Here is a 14,420-nt window from a genome sequence, read left to right on the forward strand (position 1 = left end):
TATGAAAAGATCCAACTTTTTAACAATAGTCTTTACGGGGCTGCTGCTGGTTTCCAGCCTGCAGTGCAACAAAATGCTGGATGAAAGCCCGGTGTCTACCGCAGATCCGAAAAACTTCTGGAAAGACCAGAACGACGCCAAATCCTGGATGGCGGGCATTTATAACCAGCTGCAGAATGTGCTGCGCACCAACTGGTTCGACTGGGGAGAGGTGCGCTCAGATAACATGACCGTGGCCGGTACCGGCAATGCGCAAACGAAGCTGCTGAACAATGCGCTCACGGCCAATGATAGTGATATCAACGGCATTACGCGGTGGACGGACCTCTACACCGCCATTTCCCTCTGCAACTTCGGCATCAAGTATTTCCCGGAAATGATCACGGAGAACCGTGACCAGGGCCAGGCGCTTTACAAGGATTACCTCGGCCAGTGTTACGCCCTGCGCGGGCTGCTGTATTTCTACGGCCTGCGTGTTTGGGGGAAAATGCCGATGCTGCTGGAGCCGGTGGAAGACCTCAACCAGGAGGTGCAGTTTCCCCGCTCGGAGATTGCCGTGGTGAAAAAACAGATACAGGACGATATTGAGGCTGCCCTGGGCCTTATTGGCAACGACCTGACCAGCCGCGGCATCAAATACCGCATCCAGAAAGCCGGGGTATACGCGCTGCAAACAGACGTGCATATGTGGTTCCAGGAGTATGACCAGGCGCTGGTGGCTTCGCAGAACTGCATCACTACCAGCAAATGCACCTGGGTAAGCACGCCCATGCAGTGGAAAGACATGTTCGTGAACCCCGAAGCCTCTACGGAAACCATTTTCAACCTCTACTGGAACGATGTGGAAAGGGGCAACACCGGCGTAGGCGTATGCCAGAAGCTGGGCTCCGGCTCCAACACCCACCAGTACAAGGTACGCCCGGAGCTGTGGCAGGAGCTGAAAAACCATACGGAGAACAACGTGACCACAGACGGCCGTTTTTACCTCTGCTGGGATACCGTTACCTACAACCTGCAGTCAGATTATGCCGCCAACGTAGTGCAGTTCGGCAAATTTGCGGTGTGGGAAGCATTGCCCGGCGGCGATTTCATTTTTGAAGGCAACAACCAGTGCAACGCCAAAATTCCCATTTACCGCTATGCAGACGTTATGCTGCTGCGCGCGGAAGCGCTCACCCACAAAGGCCGCTTCAGTGAAGCGCTGGAAATTGTGAACAAGGTGCGGCAAAGGGTAGGGTATATGGAAAAGGCGGAAGAAACAGACGTGCCTCCCGGTGAAGACAAAACGAAGTACATAGAGCGCCTCATCCTGAAAGAACGGCAGTTCGAGTTCATAGGTGAAGGCAAACGCTGGTTTGACCTCTGCCGCATTGATAAAATGTATGACTTCAGCAACAACGGCTATGCTTACCTGCGGGAAATGATGAACCCCATCCTGGCCGCCAGGGAAGGCGCTACGCAGTTTGATAACAACGCCGGCACGCCCAACGCCATGGGCCGGGTGCTGTATCCCATCAATTCTGACGCGTTCAATGCCAACCGCAAGCTGGTAGGAGATCAGAACCCGCCTTACGATGAATAACAACTTTAACGTCAATCCGAAATGTGTATGAAAAACGTTCGTCAATATATTTTACCGGTGCTGTTGTGCGGCATGGCGTTGTCTGCCTGCGAAAAGCTGCCGCTGCAGCCGGGATATGACTATGACAAGTCTTATTACGATAACAAGGTGAACATGACGGCCATGGAGTTCATGAAGTCACGGCCGGAGCTGTTTTCCAGCATGCTGGAAGCTATTGATTATGTAGACAGCGACCCGGCTTACAAAGACATCAAGCCGCTGTATTCCGCCACCGGGTATACTTACCTGCTGCTGCATAACACGGCGCTCAGCAACCTGGAAGACGCCAACAGCTTCTATTCCAAAAACACCTTCCCCAATCCTGACCCGGCGCTGCCGCCCAACAAAGGCACCAGCTGGACGCAGTATGACAAGAAGAAGGTGGCAGACCTGCTGAAGTACCACATCCTGAAAGGCCGCTGGGATTATTCCAACCTGAACTCCACGCCGGTTTGGGTGGATTCTTACCTGGCCGGGGAAACCAACCCGCTGGCCAAGGTGTACATCTACATGCAGGCCACGCGGGAAGGGTACATTTTCTTCAACAACTACCTCGTGTTCCCGGATGCCGCGTACAAGGAAATACGTCCGCGTACGCCCAATATCCAGGCCACTAACGGCCCCATTCATGTCATGAACCGGTACTTTGTTCCGCCCACGCAGGAGCAATTCGATAACAATAAATAATTGAGACCGATGAAAAAGATATATCACCCGCTGCTGTTCCTGGCCATGTGCGCGTCCATGGCGGCCTGCAAAAAAGATGACCCGGTGGAGATAGTGACCCTCAGCAAGGCAGGCAGGGAATTTTATTTCGGAGAGAAAGTGCCGGTATGGGCCGGTACCAATGGAGACAAAAAAGACATCACTTACTCCTGGACGGCTACCGGCGGCACCTTTGACGGCTGGAGAACGCAGAATCTGTTCGAGAACCTCTGGATAGCGCCGGCAGTGGCTGGAGAATACACCGTAACCGCCACGGCCAAAGACGGTAAAAACACGTCTACCCGGTCTACCACCATGAAGGTGACCCGTTATTTCTTTGACGAGTTCCAGGACAATTTCACCACCACCGGCTCCGGTTGGTCAGAAAGCAATACAGACCGGAAAGTGGTGGCGGATACCGATCCCGCCAAGTCTATCATAGAAATATCCAATAAAAGCACCAGCGGCCCCAACCTGCGCCGCTCGCTGAACCTGGCGGAGCTGAAAATACCTTTCTCCGTAAGCGCGCAGTTTGGCTGGAAGAGTTATTTCAGGGCCAACCAGGCCATCACCTTCTCCCTGTATTTTGTACAGCCGGTGGCCAACCCCACTTACCCCTTCCTGAAGGAGATACGCTGGGAAATTTTCCCCACCGTCAACCCGGCCACTACAGACAACTACCAGCTGCGGCTGGTAACCAACGTGCCTTCCAACACCACGGGAGACCAGTTCAGCGCCAACGGCAATACCGCTGCCACGCTGCCGCTGCCCCTGCCGCTCATCAGCCCCGTAAAGGGCAAAGTGCCGGCCCTGGCCATGGCCAGCGGTGTTGAAAAGAAGATCACCTTTTCTGTAGATGCCAACCACGTGTTCCACGCCTACATAGACGGCGTGCTGTGGTTTACCAGCAACGGGCTCAAAGACTGGCTGGCCTATTGCAAGGCTACCTATGCGGGTTTTGAAGACCCCGTTGCCAGGGAATTCAGGGTGGCGTTCCCGGCCAAGGCCAATAACAACGAAAAGGTATCTACCATCTTCCTGAACAGCGTGTATATTGTTAATGACGGCAGTATTCTGAAATAAATCTGCTATATTCGTAACAGCCAACAAAAAGCCGGCGGGTAAATTTTACCTGCCGGCTTTGTTATGTCTGGTATTATTTTAACATGGTGCCTGACCGACCCTCAAGCGAACGTGAAGCGAAGGAGAAGCGAAGGAGAAGCTTTTTTGAGAAGGGTTAAAATAATACCATAATTGTATGTTTTGGGTAGATGTTAAGCCTGCGGACTGCTGGGGCCATAAGATATCATCCACTGGATGCCGTACCGGTCTGTCAGCATACCGAAATAGTCTCCCCAGGGCGCGTCTCCCATGGGCATTTCCGCTTTACCGCCTTCAGACAGGCCTTTGTACAGCTTGTCTGCATGCTCCCGGCTGTCTGCGCCAATGGCGAGTGAGAAATTGTCTCCCTTGGTGGCCTTGCCGAAGGAAGAAGGGCGGTCGCTGCCCATCAGGATGGAATGCTGGCCGATGGGCAATGCCATATGCATCACCAGGTTGCCATCGTCACCCGCCTCCATATGAGGGCCGGGCATGTCTTTGAACCGCATCACCGTGGCGAACTCGCCGCCGAATACGGATCTGTAAAAGTTGAACACTTCTTCACACGTGCCGTCAAATGTCAGATAAGGATTAACGTTTGCCATATTGTATGCGTTTTTTGGTGGAATAATATGCTTCAAACTTACAACCGTTTTGCCATTCCGGGAGAGGGCAGTTAAGACAATGTGCAGGGTGTTTTATGACAAAAAAAACCTGCACGCAGGCAGGTTTTTTTACATGTTATAACGAACGTTTTATTTTTCTACCACTCTCCGGATGTTGTCGAAAGACTTTTCCATGTTACCGCCCATCATGTTTTCCATGAAAAGGCCCATGTACTTGTAGAGCGGGTTGTTGCCCATGCTGCCCTTGTCTGTCCAGGTTACTTTGGTGCCTTCCGGTACCGCTTCAAAATTCACATAGCCGTACATGGGTTCATCAAAACCTTCAAAGGCAATGGTAAACTCCATGGTTTTCGGCGGCTCGCTTTTCACAATGGTCATCTCTCCCTTTTCGTTCTTGTTGGCCACCCAGCTTTGTTTGGCGCCTACGCCGGAAGAAGGGTCTGAAGTAGTGTACTGTATCTCTTTATACATGTCATCAAAAGTGTTCCACTGCCGCCAGTTATTGAAATCATTGAACTGGTCAAACACCGCTTCGGGAGGGGCTTTCATAACAGTGGTACGGGTGATGCTGTAAGAAGAGGGGAGGAAAAAAGAAACGATCACCAGCAGCACGATAATAGCCGCCAGGATGAGGAGGATTCTTTTCAATACTTTCATGGTTGACAAATTTCACGCAATCTAACAGTTTCCATTGTTAAATTATACGGAAGCTGTCGCAATCAACCCCTGGAAGTTTGTTTTTTCATCCACCTGCCTAGTAACGGTCCCAGAAAGGCGCCGGTTCTATACCCAGCGAGCGCAGGTATACATAGCCCTGCCCGCGGTGGTGTATCTCGTTATCAAACCAGTAGAGCATGAGGGAGATCACCGTGCCTTCATATTCCCCGAAGGCTTTTTCAGTTTCGCGGAAGCGGCCGTCCGGCAGCTGTGCCCACAGGCGGTCTATGACCTCCGTGATCTTGTCCCAAAGGGCCAGTAGCTCCGCTTTTGTAGCAGGTTTGGCGCCGGTGTGCAATTGGCCCGTAGTGTCCAGGCTGCCGGTGGCCATCTGGTACATGCCGAACTCCGCAATACGGATCAGCTCCATGGCCATTTCGGAAAAGGGGCGCATGCCGCCGATACTGTAGGTAAAAAGCTCCTTTTCGGGGAAAGCGTCAATGATGCGGCGGGTAAGCCCGCGGTGGCCCTGCCAGTGCTGCAGTAATTCTGATGAGGTAAGAACGGTGTTTTCCATGTGTTATATCAATTTATAACACAAAGAAAAAGGGGGGCTATGACAACGGTATGTCAGCAGCCGTTCTCAAAAAAAGCTCAGTCTTTCAAACGTTGCAGCAGCTTGCGGCTTTCCTTGTTCACAAAAGTGATAGGCACAAATTTGTCTGTTGGGGTGCCGATGTAATACACCGTCCATTCAGGATCGTGATGGGCCAGCATTTCACTGATGCAGTCTGCCCGGTGCGCGGTAGGGATGGTACAGTCTTCCCAGTAAAACAGCTCCACGCGGTAGTGCAGCTGCTGCTTCTGGTTGTTGATGGTCACCTCGATCTCAATTTCCTGCTTGCCGGAATGAGGGGGGATGGGAATGACGATGTGGCTCATAAAAACCGGTTGAATGAAGTAAAATATTGTACGTACATCAAAAGCTTACCACAAGAAGATTGCCATATTGCAATGCACTGTTCTGCTCATGTTTTATGTATTGTTTTTATGAAAATGTGTTCACCGGTGAACGAATGGTGTCCGGTATCTAATCTGTACGGATGCTTCTCAGCGGGTTGGAGAGCGCGGCTTTGATGGATTGGTACGCCATGGTCAGCGCGGCAATGCCGGCAGAGGCGCCAATGGCGGCCATGAACACCCCGGCGCCCATGCTGGTCTGGTACGCGAAGTTTTCCAGCCAGCGGTGCATGATGAACCATGCCAGCGGCGCGGCCACTAAAAAAGCCAATGCTATCAGCACAAAAAATTCCCGTCCAAACAGGCTGAGGATGTGGAAGGGGGAGGCCCCCAGCACTTTGCGGATGCCTACTTCCTTGGTGCGCTGCATGGCAGCGTAAGATACAAGGCCGTACAGGCCCAGGCAGCCTATGATGATGGCCAGTATGGAAAACAGGCGGAAAGCGGCATACACCTTGTCTTCCTGCCGGTACATGCCGGCAATATGATCGTCAATGAACTCGTAGTGGAAGAGGGAGGCGGGGAACAGCGCAGACCAGTCTTTTTCTATGCGGGAAATGGTGGCGCGGGTGTTGCCGGAACGCAGTTTTACGCTGGCGGTAAAAAAGAGGTTTTCATGGTACATGAGTATGCAGGGCCTCCTTTTTTTGTGTTTGGACTCGCTCTGGAAATCTGCCACCACGCCTTGTATAATGGCCGGCCCGCCGCTATAGAAGGTAGTGCCGATGGCATCTTCCGGCTTGCGGTAACCCAGCTTCGCTATGAGAGATTCATTCACCAGCACGTTACGCAAGGTATCTCCGGGCGCGGTTTTCATCAGTGCCCGCCCGGCCAGCAGTTTGATGTTGAACAGGGAAAGGAACTTGTCGTCAATGAATTTCAGTTCGGTTACATCATCTTTGTCAATGCCCAGCTGCGGTGCGTTGAAAGGTGCAAAGTTGTTGTTGTAGGTAGGGGCGCCGGAAGAAAGGGTTACGTCTGCCACACCGGGGTTGGCCCGCAGTTGCTGCAGCAGCACTTCTTTTTTGCCGCGGTCAGGGATGGGAAAAGTGACCACGCCTTCCTTGCTGAAACCCAGCTCCTGGTTCTTGAAAAAGTCCATCTGGTTGGCCACTACCAGGGTGCCTATGATGAGTACCTGCGAAATGGCGAATTGTACGAACACCAGCGTCTTTCTCAATCCCAGCCCCTTGAAACGGATGGTGGTATTGCTTTTCAGAGACTCTACCGGTTTGAATGAAGATTGCACAAAGGCGGGGTACAGCCCCGCGGTCAGGATCACTGCCACTGCCAGCGCCGCCAGCAGGCCCAATACCGATGGTTGCAGCAATTGCTGGTTGGTCACCTGCACGTCCAGCACCGCGGCGGTGTGCGGCAGGAACGTCAGGGCCAGTATCAGTCCCAGTACAATGGCCAGCACTACCAGTATAGACGTTTCCCCCAGGAACTGGCGTACCAGCTGCAGGCGGTTGGCGCCAAGCGCTTTGCGCACGCCTACCTCGCGGGCGCGTTTCAAGGCCTGCGCGGTGGCCAGGTTGATGAAATTGATGCAGGCGGTGATGATGATGAACAACGCCACCACGGCCAATGCCCAATAGGTGGTGCGGGAGGTGGTGGGGGTGGGGCCGCCGGTGAGGTAACGCTGGTCAAAATGAATGTCTTTCAGCGGTTGCAGCAGCAGTTTGGCGCCCTCTGCTATATCTTTGCCCCAGTTCCGCTCAATAAAGGAAGGCATGGCGGCGGCCAGCTTTTTTACATCATAATGTTCCGGCAACAAAATGAAGGTATTGCCGCCGGCAATGGCGTAAAAATTCTCCAGGCTCACTTTCATTTCCGGTTCCACCGTTTTCCATGATACCAGGAAGCGGAAGGGCAGGTGCGTATTGCCGGGCTGGTCTTTTACAATGCCCGTTACCTGCAGGTCATAGGAGCTGTTCAGCTGCAAGGTTTGCCCCATGGCCTGCTTGTTCCCGAAAAACTTGCGGGCGGCAGACTCCGTGAGCACAACGCTGCCTGGCCCGGCCAGGGCCGTAGCGGGATTGCCGGCTACCCAGCCCAGGTCGAAAATGGCCGGGAAGGAGCCGTCTGCATACATGTAATCACTTTCATTATACCTTTCTTCTCCCGCCTGCACCATGCCGTGGCGCTGCCACCATATCTGCGATACCTGCTCCAGCTCCGGGAAGCTGTTCCGCAGCGCCGGGGTAACGGCCATGGATACACTGGAATTGAAGTCCAGCGCATTCAGCGTAACGCGGTAAATACGGTCTGCCTTCCGGTGGTAGCGGTCATAGCTCAGCTCATTGCGCGTGATCAGGAAAATGACCAGGCAGGCGGCCACACCTAAAGTAAGCCCCATCACGTTCAGTAATACATACCCCGCATTGCGGCGCATGTTCCGGAAAGCGATCATGAAGTAATTTTTGAGCATAACAGAAAGGGTTGAAAGTATGCCGAAGGCGCTCAAAGAAAATGCCTTTTTATAAAGATGTTGATAATCATTTTGTTAAAACAGCTGCCCGTACGCTGGTTGTCCGGATTTGATGAGGCGGATGTCCGTTTCCGGACACGGCGGCATGAAAAATATTTAGCTACCTTGCGGAACAATGATGTTTGAAACAAAGGTATGTATTATAGGCGCCGGCCCTGCCGGCGCTACCACGGCGCTGCAATTGGCTTATATGGGCATTCCCTGCCTGGTGATAGATAAAGCCGTTTTCCCGCGGGACAAGGTGTGCGGTGACGGCCTCAGCGGCAAGGTGCTCACCCTGCTGTCCCGCATAGATAAAGGCATTGCGGAAAGGCTGCAGCAGGCCGCTTTCAAGGAAGACAGCTGGGGCGTTACTTTTGTGGCGGCCAACCGCATGGGCATGAACATTCCTTACAAGCCCGGCTACCAGAAGCTGCCCGGTGAGCCGAGAGGGTTTGTATGCAAACGCCTGCACTTTGACAACTTCCTGGTGGAGGAACTGAAACGCTGCCCGCAGGTGCAGCTGATGCAGGGAACGGCTATTACCCGTTACCAGCTGGAGGAGGGAGGGTACCTGCTGTCTGATGAGGCCGGCACCGTGCAGGTGAAGGCGCAGCTGGTGATAGCGGCTAACGGCGCGCACTCCGGTTTCACCAAAGATGTAGCGGGCATCCACATGGAGCCGGCGCATTACGTGGCCGGCATCAGGGCTTACTACAGCGGCATTACGGGCCTGCATGCAGATAACCTTATTGAACTGCATTTCCTGAAGAACATACTGCCCGGTTACCTCTGGATATTCCCCCTGCCGGGCGGGGAGGCCAATGTGGGCATAGGCATGCTCAGCAAGGTGGCCCGCCGCAAAAAGGTAAACCTGAAAAAGATGTTGCTGGACACCCTGCAGCATGACCCGGTGATGAAAGAACGTTTCAAAAACGCCACCCTCCACGGCAGCATAGACGGCTACGGGCTGCCGCTGGGCAGCAAAAAAAGGCGCCTTTCCGGTGAAAGGTATATGCTGGTGGGAGATGCGGCTTTTCTTATAGACCCCTTTACGGGAGAAGGCATCGGCAACGCCATGTACGCCGCCCGCATGGCCGCGCAACAGGCTGCCGCCTGTATTGCGGCAAATGACTACAGCGCCGCCACCTTGCTGGCCTATGATGAGAACGTATACCGTGTGCTGGGCCCTGAACTGCAAATGAGCACCCGGCTGCAGCGCCTCATCCGCTACCCCTGGCTCTTTAACCTGCTCATGCGCATGGCCGCCCGCAACACCCAGCTGCAGGAGCTGATGTCTGCCATGTTCCATGAAGTGGACCTGCGGAAGAAACTGGCCACCCCGCAGTTTTATTTGAAGCTGCTGCTGGGGCGGTGAGTTGCGTATTTCCCCCTCTTTTTGTCGCTTTCCACCGCTGACCGGCGCATTTTTCCATGCTACCTTAGTACCTGTTAAAACTATTGTGCATGAAAAATGAATTACTGGCAGAGCTGCGGCAGAACAGCGAAGAGCTTTTCCGCGTGCTGCCCTCCTTTACGCCCGAACAGTTCAACCAGGTGCCTTTTGCCGGCAGCTGGACGGCCGGGCAGGTGGCCTCCCATCTTTCCATGGCGGAAACCGGCGTGGTGAGCACCCTCTTCGGCAGCAGCCGGCCCACCACGGAACGGGCGCCAGACAAGAACGTGGCCGGCCTCCGGGAAGCCTTTCTGAACTTTGACATCAAGATGCAGGCGCCAGACTTCACCATCCCGCGCGCGGACGGCTATGAACAGTCCGCGCTGATAGCCGCTTTCCGCCGCTCCCGTGAAAAGCTGGAGGAAGCCATTCAAACCATGGACCTTTCTGAAACCGCTACAGACTTCGAGTTTCCCACAGTGGGACATATGACCCGGCTGGAGCTGGTCAACTTTGCCATTGTGCATGCCATCCGGCACACCCGGCAGATGAAGAACATTGCGGCTAAAATATCAGCATAAAAAAAGCGCCCTGTTGAGGGCGCCTTCACTTTTATGGCTGGGTGGCGGGCTGTTGTGGTGCCTGCGCCGCTTCCTTTTTTTCACGCTTCGCTTTTTTCCTGAAAAAGCCGCGCAGCAGAAAGTTGTGCTGCAGCGCTTCCATGTTCTCATCCAGCTTTTCCGTGCTGGTTTCGAGGTTGCGGATAGTGGCTTTCAGGGACTCGGCCGTTTTTTCATCGTTGAGCAGCACGCCGGCAGGAGTGGAGTTGCTGCGGAGGTTTTGCTCTACGCCGGCAGAGGCTTCCCGCAGATTTTGCATCACGCTGTCTGCATTGCCCGCCACAGCAGAAAGCTGGGTAACCGTAGCGCGCAGGTTGGCAAACACTACCGTGTCTGTTACCAGGTCATTGGCCAGTGAGCCTTCCGTTCTCAGCTGGGCCGCATAGCTGGCCAGCCCTTCCGTTAAACGCTCGGTATTGGCCGCGGTTTTGCGCAGCGTGGCCAGGGTGCCGGCCAGGTTGAGGTACAGCGTTTCATCGTTCAGGAGCTTGCCTACCGTGCCTTCGCCGTTCATCATCTTCTGGGTGATGGTTTTCAGGTTGCCGGTAATTTCTACCAGGCTTTTATTGTTTACCTGCAGGGTGTTCATGATCTCGTCTGTGCTGATGCTGGTTTCCACCACAATGGTATCTCCGTCCGCAATAGGCGGCGCAGTGGCGGTGCCGCCGGCCAGCGCAATGATCTTGTTGCCCACCAGCCCGTCCGAGCTTACCTTGGCGCGTACATCTTTATGGATAAAATTGCGGGAGTTCTTGTCTATGTCCATCTGCACCTCAATACGGTCATGCGTAAGAAAAGAAATGCTTTTGATGGTGCCCACCTTCACGCCTGAATACCATACGTTATCTCCTTTAGAGAGGCCGCCGATGTCGTGAAAAAGGGCGCTGACCCTTACAGACCGCATGAAGGTTTTTTTCTGCCCGCCCAGCAGCAACACGCCGGTGGCGAAAATGACCAGGCCCAGCAAAATGAAAATGCCCACAATAACGGTCCTTTTGGTGCTCTTGTCTTTCATAGTTTACTGAATAAAATTGTAATCGTAAAATTCCTTGATCAGCTCGTCGTTATCGGCAAATACTTCATCAAATTTTCCCTGCCTGATAAATTTCCCTTCTTTCATCACGGCAATATTATCTCCTGTTGCCCTGGCACAGGTAAGGTCGTGCGTGATGATGATGGAGCTGGTATTGAACCGGCGTTGTACTTCGTTAATCAGGTTGTTGATCTCCGTGCAGGTAATAGGGTCAAGGCCGGCGGTAGGCTCGTCATACAGCATGATCTCCGGCCGCAGGATGAGGGTGCGCCCTATGCCTATCCGTTTGCGCTGCCCGCCGCTCAGCTCCGCCGGCATCTGGTCTATGGTATGGGAGAGGCCCACCGCGTCCAGCACAATATCTACAAGTTTGTTCCGCTGCTCTGCGCTCATGCCCGGCTCGTTGCGCTGCAGGGGGAAAGAGAGGTTTTCTCCCACGGTCATGCTGTCATACAGCGCGCCGTGCTGGAAACAGAAACCTACTTTCAGCCGCAGGGCGCGGAGGTCTTGCGGGCTGAGCTCCGCCACTTCCTGCCCCAGCACGTTCACCGTGCCCGCATCTTGCCGCAGCAGGCCTGAAATGATCTTGATCAGCACAGACTTGCCCGTGCCGGAGCGGCCCAGCACCACAATGTTCTCGCCCTTGTGCAGCTCCAGGTCCACCCCGCGCAGCACGTGATTGCTGCCGAAAGACTTGTACAGGTCTTTGATGGAGATGACCACGTTGTTCCAGTCTATTTCAGGCGTGAATGTTTTCATACCGTTACCGTATCGAGTTTACTATCTGAACAATGACTATTTCTTCAATAAATATCAGGAACATGGAGATCACCACGGAAATGTTGGCGGCCTTGCCCACGCCCTGCGTACCCTGGCTGGCGTTATAGCCCTGGTAGGCGCTCACAATGCCGATGGTGAAGCCGAATACCGTGGCCTTCACAAAAGAGGAGCCCAGGTCAAGGAACGAAATGCTTTCAAAGGCTTTCTGGAAAAAAGCCACCATGCTGGTCTGCTCGTTCAGGTGAACGTCCAGGTAAGAGCCCATCAGCCCCACTACGGCCGTGTAAGACATCAGCAGCGGCAGGCAGATGGTGCAGGCCAGCACGCGGGTTACCACCAGGTATTTGAAAGGGTTGATGGCAGATACCTCCATGGCGTCTATCTGCTCCGTTACCTTCATGGAAGCCAGCTCCGCGCCAATGCTGGAGCCTACCTTGCCTGCGCAGATGAGGGCCGTTACCAGCGGGGCCAGCGCCCTGATCACCGCTATGGAAATAAGCGAAGGCAGCCAGGAGGTGGCGCCGAACTCCGCCAGCGAAGGGCGGCTTTGTTTGGTGAACACCAGGCCGGTAATAAAACCGGTGAGGCTGATCAGCGCCAGCGATTTATAGCCCACCTGGAAACACTGGCGTATCAGCTCCTTGATCTCGAAAGGGGGAAGCAGCACCTCTTTGAAAAAACGGCTGATAAACCGGAAAATATCGTGCACGCCAATGAAAAAAGCATCAAGGCCTTTGGAAATAAGTGGTTTCTCCGTTTGTTCGTTAGGGTCCATTTGCTGCATTTTGTCAAAAATATTACAATTTCGGCTGATTGATTGTTATAATATCATGCCAATTCTTAACGCAAACCGCATACCGTTATCAAAATTGATGTTGTTTTAACCATACAATGAGTATCTTTCCGGCCGAATTTTTATAGCCATGATCATCGATTCTTTAGACAATGCGCATCTTTACCACGGCCTGGGCCCCAGGTTCGTGAAGGCTTTCGAATACCTGCAGCAAACGGATTTTTCCAGACTTGAAAAAGGCAAGTATGAAATTGAGGGCAACACCATTTTTGCTATTGTGAACGAGTACCAGACGGTAGACCCGGCCGGGGAGCAGATGGAATCTCACAGGAAATACATAGACGTACAATACGTGGCAAAGGGCGAAGAGCAGATAGGGCACGATTTTCTAAACGGGCAAACACCCTCCAAAGCATATGACGAGGAGGCAGATTACATGCTCTTCGGGCACAAGCCGGCCTTTTTTTCCCGGCTGGCGCAGCATCATTTTGCCATATTCTTCCCCTCAGACCTGCACATGCCCAACCTCACCGCCCAGGTGCAGCAGCAGGTAAAAAAAGTGGTGATCAAGATCAGTGTGGCATAAATTCCCCGGTTGATAACATAAAAGCCGGCCGGAAGGAGGAAACCCCTCGCTTCCCGGCCGGCTTTTCTTCATATAAGGCTGCCCGTTACCGCCTTAACAAACATTTAACCGGCTCGTAATCAATAATTTTACAAATTACGATCACCGCTTTCTCCCCCAGCTTCGGACCACCGGATTCACCTCGTTTTTTCCATTGTATCCCTCCGTATAATGCATACATGGTTGACATAAGCGTACATATAGAACCGCCGGTTCATGCCGGCATCTGAATACCTATGTTTTTGGTTTTTCGCTAGTGCCCATATCCATGGGCATTATTGTTTCCGGTTTCTTTTAAGCGGCGTGAGGTCTACTTTCCGGAACTCCACCTCTGAACCTTCCGCCTGCAAGGCAATCTGCCCGCGGGAAGCAGTAGCGTTGGTACCTTCGTTCACCAGGTCTCCGTTTACCCATACCTTTACCGTGTTGCCCCGGCATTCAATACGCATGTGGTTCCATTCTCCCAGCGGTTTTTCAGAATTGTCTGTCAGGTTCTTGATGCGGCGCTCCTTGCCCTCCGTAGTGCCCCAGTTTTCACGCGGGCCGCGCCGGGTTTCCATGTCAGGCACTTCAATGTTTTCACCGATGCACCAGAAGTCTCCCGCGTTCTGATGCATCATCTGCACCTCTATAGACTGGGGGAACATGCTGTACAACATTCTCGGCTTGGAGGCAAATACCAGCACGCCGCAGTTGCCCGGCTTGCCGGGGAAACGGTACTCCACATCGAGCCGGAAGTTTTCGTACACCGCGTCCGTAATAACGTGGCCCTGCGGGTTGGCCAGGCTCACCATCATGCCGTTGCGGATAATGAAGGGGCTGGGAGTGGAGCTGTCCTTTTCCATGGCGGGCACATCTATATGCCAGCCGGTAAAGTCTTTCCCGTTGAAAAGGCTGCGGGTTTGTGCAAAACATAACGTGGCGCTGCAGAGCAGGGCAGCGGAGAGGAGGAACTTTTTCATACTCCCAAGAT

15 protein-coding genes are annotated in these 14,420 nt (G+C 53.5%); 6 read left to right on the forward strand and 9 right to left on the reverse strand.

The window, feature by feature from the left end; genetic code table 11:
• Position 1: 1 nt before the first annotated feature.
• The 3 genes from ABDW36_RS22375 to ABDW36_RS22385 are packed head-to-tail and all read left to right on the forward strand — an operon-like array spanning position 2 to position 3,409.
• Positions 2-1,582: a RagB/SusD family nutrient uptake outer membrane protein gene (locus tag ABDW36_RS22375; protein WP_343704160.1), complete on the forward strand. Its 1,581-nt coding sequence runs from the start codon at positions 2-4 to the stop codon at positions 1,580-1,582.
• A 27-nt stretch (positions 1,583-1,609) separates the two neighbouring features.
• Positions 1,610-2,308, forward strand: coding sequence for a fasciclin domain-containing protein (locus ABDW36_RS22380; protein ID WP_343704161.1), 699 nt, complete (start codon positions 1,610-1,612; stop codon positions 2,306-2,308).
• A gap of 9 nt (positions 2,309-2,317) precedes the next feature.
• A complete protein-coding gene (locus ABDW36_RS22385; RefSeq protein WP_343704162.1) occupies positions 2,318-3,409 on the forward strand; it encodes a hypothetical protein in 1,092 nt (363 codons plus the stop codon).
• 191 nt (positions 3,410-3,600) lie between these two features.
• Here ABDW36_RS22385 and ABDW36_RS22390 read toward each other — a convergent pair whose 3' ends face one another.
• The 5 genes from ABDW36_RS22390 to ABDW36_RS22410 form a co-directional block, all read right to left on the reverse strand.
• Complete coding sequence (locus ABDW36_RS22390; RefSeq protein ID WP_343704163.1) at positions 3,601-4,032, reverse strand: VOC family protein; 432 nt, start codon at positions 4,030-4,032, stop codon at positions 3,601-3,603.
• A 150-nt stretch (positions 4,033-4,182) separates the two neighbouring features.
• A complete protein-coding gene (locus tag ABDW36_RS22395; protein WP_343704164.1) occupies positions 4,183-4,710 on the reverse strand; it encodes an SRPBCC family protein in 528 nt (175 codons plus the stop codon).
• A gap of 97 nt (positions 4,711-4,807) precedes the next feature.
• Entirely contained in the window at positions 4,808-5,287 is a 480-nt protein-coding gene (locus ABDW36_RS22400; RefSeq protein ID WP_343704165.1) for a DinB family protein, read from the reverse strand.
• A gap of 77 nt (positions 5,288-5,364) precedes the next feature.
• On the reverse strand, positions 5,365-5,652 hold the full coding sequence (locus tag ABDW36_RS22405) for a hypothetical protein (RefSeq protein WP_119080590.1): 288 nt from the start codon (positions 5,650-5,652) through the stop codon (positions 5,365-5,367).
• A 148-nt stretch (positions 5,653-5,800) separates the two neighbouring features.
• Positions 5,801-8,161, reverse strand: coding sequence for an ABC transporter permease (locus ABDW36_RS22410; protein WP_343704166.1), 2,361 nt, complete (start codon positions 8,159-8,161; stop codon positions 5,801-5,803).
• Between the two features lie 175 nt (positions 8,162-8,336).
• Here ABDW36_RS22410 and ABDW36_RS22415 point away from each other — a divergent pair, with 175 nt between their 5' ends.
• Entirely contained in the window at positions 8,337-9,578 is a 1,242-nt protein-coding gene (locus tag ABDW36_RS22415) for a geranylgeranyl reductase family protein (protein ID WP_343704167.1), read from the forward strand.
• 89 nt (positions 9,579-9,667) lie between these two features.
• Positions 9,668-10,177: a DinB family protein gene (locus ABDW36_RS22420; protein ID WP_343704168.1), complete on the forward strand. Its 510-nt coding sequence runs from the start codon at positions 9,668-9,670 to the stop codon at positions 10,175-10,177.
• 31 nt (positions 10,178-10,208) lie between these two features.
• Here ABDW36_RS22420 and ABDW36_RS22425 read toward each other — a convergent pair whose 3' ends face one another.
• Genes ABDW36_RS22425 through ABDW36_RS22435 form a run of 3 tightly spaced genes read right to left on the reverse strand, consistent with a single transcriptional unit; the run spans position 10,209 to position 12,804 of the window.
• Positions 10,209-11,231 carry an MlaD family protein gene (locus ABDW36_RS22425; RefSeq protein WP_343704169.1) on the reverse strand — a complete coding sequence of 341 codons (1,023 nt, stop codon included), beginning with the start codon at positions 11,229-11,231 and terminating at the stop codon, positions 10,209-10,211.
• Between the two features lie 3 nt (positions 11,232-11,234).
• Complete coding sequence (locus ABDW36_RS22430; protein ID WP_343704170.1) at positions 11,235-12,008, reverse strand: ATP-binding cassette domain-containing protein; 774 nt, start codon at positions 12,006-12,008, stop codon at positions 11,235-11,237.
• 4 nt (positions 12,009-12,012) lie between these two features.
• The gene (locus tag ABDW36_RS22435) at positions 12,013-12,804 is read right to left on the reverse strand and encodes an ABC transporter permease (protein ID WP_343704171.1); all 792 of its coding nucleotides are present in this window, start codon (positions 12,802-12,804) and stop codon (positions 12,013-12,015) included.
• A gap of 148 nt (positions 12,805-12,952) precedes the next feature.
• On the opposite strand from ABDW36_RS22435, the gene ABDW36_RS22440 reads away from it, so the two are divergent.
• The gene (locus tag ABDW36_RS22440) at positions 12,953-13,408 is read left to right on the forward strand and encodes a YhcH/YjgK/YiaL family protein (protein WP_343704172.1); all 456 of its coding nucleotides are present in this window, start codon (positions 12,953-12,955) and stop codon (positions 13,406-13,408) included.
• Positions 13,409-13,722: 314 nt separating this feature from the next.
• Here the strand turns inward: ABDW36_RS22440 and ABDW36_RS22445 are convergent, their stop codons facing one another.
• Positions 13,723-14,409 (reverse strand): DUF1080 domain-containing protein, encoded by a 687-nt coding sequence (locus ABDW36_RS22445; protein WP_343704173.1) that lies wholly within the window; start codon positions 14,407-14,409, stop codon positions 13,723-13,725.
• Positions 14,410-14,420 lie beyond the last annotated feature (11 nt).

It is taken from the genome of Chitinophaga sp. (assembly GCF_039596455.1).
Lineage (GTDB): Bacteria > Bacteroidota > Bacteroidia > Chitinophagales > Chitinophagaceae > Chitinophaga.

What these genes read in the sequence shown, in the direction of transcription:
- ABDW36_RS22375 (WP_343704160.1), top strand. Translation starts at nt 2, where the DNA reads ATGAAAAGATCCAACTTTTTAACAATAGTCTTTACGGGGCTGCTGCTG.
- ABDW36_RS22380 (WP_343704161.1), top strand. Translation starts at nt 1,610, where the DNA reads ATGAAAAACGTTCGTCAATATATTTTACCGGTGCTGTTGTGCGGCATG.
- ABDW36_RS22385 (WP_343704162.1), top strand. Translation starts at nt 2,318, where the DNA reads ATGAAAAAGATATATCACCCGCTGCTGTTCCTGGCCATGTGCGCGTCC.
- ABDW36_RS22390 (WP_343704163.1), bottom strand. Translation starts at nt 4,032, where the DNA reads ATGGCAAACGTTAATCCTTATCTGACATTTGACGGCACGTGTGAAGAA.
- ABDW36_RS22395 (WP_343704164.1), bottom strand. Translation starts at nt 4,710, where the DNA reads ATGAAAGTATTGAAAAGAATCCTCCTCATCCTGGCGGCTATTATCGTG.
- ABDW36_RS22400 (WP_343704165.1), bottom strand. Translation starts at nt 5,287, where the DNA reads ATGGAAAACACCGTTCTTACCTCATCAGAATTACTGCAGCACTGGCAG.
- ABDW36_RS22405 (WP_119080590.1), bottom strand. Translation starts at nt 5,652, where the DNA reads ATGAGCCACATCGTCATTCCCATCCCCCCTCATTCCGGCAAGCAGGAA.
- ABDW36_RS22410 (WP_343704166.1), bottom strand. Translation starts at nt 8,161, where the DNA reads ATGCTCAAAAATTACTTCATGATCGCTTTCCGGAACATGCGCCGCAAT.
- ABDW36_RS22415 (WP_343704167.1), top strand. Translation starts at nt 8,337, where the DNA reads ATGATGTTTGAAACAAAGGTATGTATTATAGGCGCCGGCCCTGCCGGC.
- ABDW36_RS22420 (WP_343704168.1), top strand. Translation starts at nt 9,668, where the DNA reads ATGAAAAATGAATTACTGGCAGAGCTGCGGCAGAACAGCGAAGAGCTT.
- ABDW36_RS22425 (WP_343704169.1), bottom strand. Translation starts at nt 11,231, where the DNA reads ATGAAAGACAAGAGCACCAAAAGGACCGTTATTGTGGGCATTTTCATT.
- ABDW36_RS22430 (WP_343704170.1), bottom strand. Translation starts at nt 12,008, where the DNA reads ATGAAAACATTCACGCCTGAAATAGACTGGAACAACGTGGTCATCTCC.
- ABDW36_RS22435 (WP_343704171.1), bottom strand. Translation starts at nt 12,804, where the DNA reads ATGGACCCTAACGAACAAACGGAGAAACCACTTATTTCCAAAGGCCTT.
- ABDW36_RS22440 (WP_343704172.1), top strand. Translation starts at nt 12,953, where the DNA reads ATGATCATCGATTCTTTAGACAATGCGCATCTTTACCACGGCCTGGGC.
- ABDW36_RS22445 (WP_343704173.1), bottom strand. Translation starts at nt 14,409, where the DNA reads ATGAAAAAGTTCCTCCTCTCCGCTGCCCTGCTCTGCAGCGCCACGTTA.